The 3239-nt window shown below is 39.7% G+C and carries 4 protein-coding genes; all 4 read left to right on the top strand.

The window, feature by feature from the left end; translation table 11 throughout:
- The first annotated feature begins 39 nt into the window (after window positions 1–39).
- Window positions 40–753 carry a reverse transcriptase domain-containing protein gene (locus G519_RS46690; RefSeq protein ID WP_051254089.1) on the top strand — a complete coding sequence of 238 codons (714 nt, stop codon included), beginning with the start codon at window positions 40–42 and terminating at the stop codon, window positions 751–753.
- Window positions 754–892: 139 nt separating this feature from the next.
- On the top strand, window positions 893–1261 hold the full coding sequence (locus G519_RS46695) for a hypothetical protein (protein WP_051254091.1): 369 nt from the start codon (window positions 893–895) through the stop codon (window positions 1259–1261).
- 162 nt (window positions 1262–1423) lie between these two features.
- Window positions 1424–1846 (top strand): GNAT family N-acetyltransferase, encoded by a 423-nt coding sequence (locus G519_RS0138045; RefSeq protein ID WP_029198986.1) that lies wholly within the window; start codon window positions 1424–1426, stop codon window positions 1844–1846.
- 287 nt (window positions 1847–2133) lie between these two features.
- Complete coding sequence (locus G519_RS0138050) at window positions 2134–3123, top strand: phosphotransferase enzyme family protein (protein ID WP_029198987.1); 990 nt, start codon at window positions 2134–2136, stop codon at window positions 3121–3123.
- The last annotated feature ends 116 nt before the right edge of the window (window positions 3124–3239 follow it).

Raw genomic sequence — 3239 nt, forward strand, 5'->3', positions numbered from 1 at the left:
AAGCTTTGACCTTGTAGGGGATGAAACGGATGACTGATCGTGACCATTCCTAAATGCGAATTGACTAAATGTGCATTTTGCATTGACCGTTCCGACGATCAAAGACCGAACTGTACAAATGGTAACAAAAATTGGGTAGTCGACGTAGATATTACGAGCTATTTCGTTAACATCTCGCATAGCAAACTATTGAGACTGGTAGAAGAGCGTATCTGTGACAAGCGCATTCTGAAATTAATTAGGCAATGGCTTGAAGCAGGTGTAATGAAGGAAGGGATTTGGCACAAAACGGAAATCGGAAGTCCGCAGGGCGGAGTGATATCTCCGTTACTTGCCAATGTCTATCTGAACTACCTTGATACTATTTGGGAAAAGCGGTTTTCTCATCTTGGAAAACTGATTAGGTATGCTGTTGATCTATTCATTTTATGCAGGTTCAAACCGCAGACCCTCGAATCAATTCGAATCCTTAAGTTCATCTTTGGGAAACTGGAACTAACCATGAATACTAGCAAGTCGAAGTTAGTACGTCTTTGGAAGAACGAGGACGGGTTTGACTTCCTTGGTTTTCACCATCGAAAAATGCCGTATCTTCATAAAAACGGAGTTATGTATAGACTTCGAAGTTTTCCATTAAAGAAAGCAATGAAGAAGATACGTCTATGTGTGAAAGAAGAAACGTCTCCAAGAGGCGGACTCCAATGGTCACTAAAATTGATGGTGGAAAAACTGAACAAGTGGAAGCCTCATTAAGCTATCTGGCAGGTTAGCGGAAAAAACTTTTTGTAGTTTCAATATATTATTCGTGATAAATTTAGATAACGAAAAGTAATGGATGCTGTTTTCGGATTGTGGTTATAACGGGAACAGGTAATAAATAGGAGGCTCCTTAATGAGCGAAATCAATGCGTTTGAAAATTCTTTTGCAAAGCTCAAAAACAACCAATACGATACAACAAAATTAACTACCGAAGACCTTGAAGTCTTACAAAAATATGTCCCTGCTGTATTCAAATTCATTCAAGAAGGTAGCAAAGTACAGGAAAAAGTATTTAGCGCTATCGATAAAGCAATAGATAGTTTTGCAGACCAACTAAAAAATCCAAATTTAACTTCAGAAGAAAGAGAAAAGTTGAATGATCGAATCGAACGAATGGTTGAGCGAGCTGTGAAAAAAGATACGGAGTTCAAACAGTGGATGTGGGGTGGTCTCATATTACTAGTAGGAGGATTCTGGGCAGCAAAGAAATTCAGACGATAGCGGAATAAAAGACACTACGACTAGGCTGCCATGATGTTCGGCAGCCTTTGTTACGCTAACGGGAGTATAGTTTAATTATATATGTTTTATACGTCCAAATTCTGGAGGTTGATGGTAAACTAAAGTCACAATATACCTCGTGTTTGAACAGGAGAGATTCGCATGGAGTTGCAAATATATGATGAGACGAATAATACCGACAAGTTGTATGTCGTAAACAAAATGATTGAATTTAACTTAAAGCATTTCCCGGATGATTTGAAGGGCAGATATCAAGTTGTTAACCTGTATTTGAAAGATGTTGACGGGAATGTTTACGGTGGACTGGTGGGTGAATTATGCTGGAATTGGTTAGAGGTACAGTATCTTTTTGTGGATGACGTCTATCGAAAATTAGGATATGGGAAGAAACTACTCTCGGAAGCTGAACAAATTGCTAAAGAGAAAAAATGTGATTTCATAAAGCTAGATACCTTGAGCTTTCAAGGGTTAGATTTTTACAAAAAACAAGGTTTTGAAGTGTTTGGAACAATACATAACGCTGGCAGGCACACTCATTATTATTTGAAAAAAGACATCGAATAGAAAAGCTATTTCGTTGCGCTAACTGAAAACTATAGTTGAGGGGCTTGCTTCATCGCGGCAGCTCCTTTTTTGTTTATTGAGGGACGGGTGGGTTAACGTAATGGCTCAATCAATTTTCGTTGACTGTAAAAATCTGGATTAGTATGATTATTATGAAATAAAGATTTCCCGAAAGTGAGGCTTTCACATGTCACCAGGCATTCATTTTATTTAATTGAGGTAACAACCGGAGTTTGGGAAAAGTTCATTCGATTGTTCAATCACGACTCAAATACCAAGGAGAACTCATGGACCCAAAAATAAAATCAATGTTCCTGGACGAACATGCCATAGAAGGCGCTGCGCGTTTTGGCGTCAGCCTAAAGGATTTAACTTTCATTGGAGGCTTTCAGAACTTTATTTATTCCTATAATCGCGATGAATTGAAATATATTCTCCGTTTTACCCCGAGCAATCTTCGCACTTGGGACGGACTTGCAGCTGAAATAGAATGGATTCGTTATCTTTCTGAGAATGGTTTGTCGGTCTCGGATTCGGTACATTCGATTGATGGAAAGGACTTCGAACGAATCCAAGGAAATATGATTGATTTCTACGTGACCTCCTTCAGACACGCACCCGGTCGTAAAATTGGATACCCAGAATGCCTAGGTAATTCCATACTTTATGAACAATGCGGACGCATGACCGGCCGTCTCCATGATCTTGCTAAGGAGTACAAACCTACGGCCAAAAGACATACGTGGGAGAATAATGAATACCTCTTACGGGCCAGAAATTATATTTCGTCAGAGCAGCAACCAATTCTTCTTGCCCTTGATGAACTTAAATCACATTTGGCTAGCCTAACTGTAACTGCTGATAATTTCGGTATAATTCACGGGGATATTAATGTAGGAAATTTCACAGTTGATGAGTCAGGGGAAATGACGCTCTTCGACTTCGACGAATGCCAGTACAGTTGGTATACCGAAGACATTGCCATCCAGCTCTATTACTTGCTGTATGTATTCGGGGAAGATTCGAAGTCGGAACGGAAGTTACAGTACGAACTTTTCATTAAACATTTCGAGCAAGGTTATACAGAGGATGGTTGTCAAATGCCTGACGGCTGGAAGGAACAGCTTGGGCTCTTCCTTAGATTACGAGAAATTATCGTATTCGTCGGTATGCACCGGAGCTGGGATTTAAGTCAACCAGACGATTGGACACGCGATTTTTTGCAAGATAGTCGCATGCGGATTACAAAAGGAATTTCGTTGATCGACGAGTTTTGAACAACTGAAATTGCAGATATTATTGAACTACCCTGAAAATCTCACATAGCTGAGAGCTAAAAATGGCAATACGAAATTAGGCGCAGCTATGACGTTTTTTTCAAAAGGCTGCGTCT

The organism is Paenibacillus alginolyticus DSM 5050 = NBRC 15375, assembly GCF_000422905.1.
GTDB classification, from domain to species: Bacteria; Bacillota; Bacilli; order Paenibacillales; family NBRC-103111; genus Paenibacillus_E; species Paenibacillus_E alginolyticus.

Bases quoted from the DNA above. Each gene is read 5' to 3' on its own strand.
- G519_RS46695 (WP_051254091.1), top strand. From the start codon at position 893: ATGAGCGAAATCAATGCGTTTGAAAATTCTTTTGCAAAGCTCAAAAAC.
- G519_RS0138045 (WP_029198986.1), top strand. From the start codon at position 1,424: ATGGAGTTGCAAATATATGATGAGACGAATAATACCGACAAGTTGTAT.
- G519_RS0138050 (WP_029198987.1), top strand. From the start codon at position 2,134: ATGGACCCAAAAATAAAATCAATGTTCCTGGACGAACATGCCATAGAA.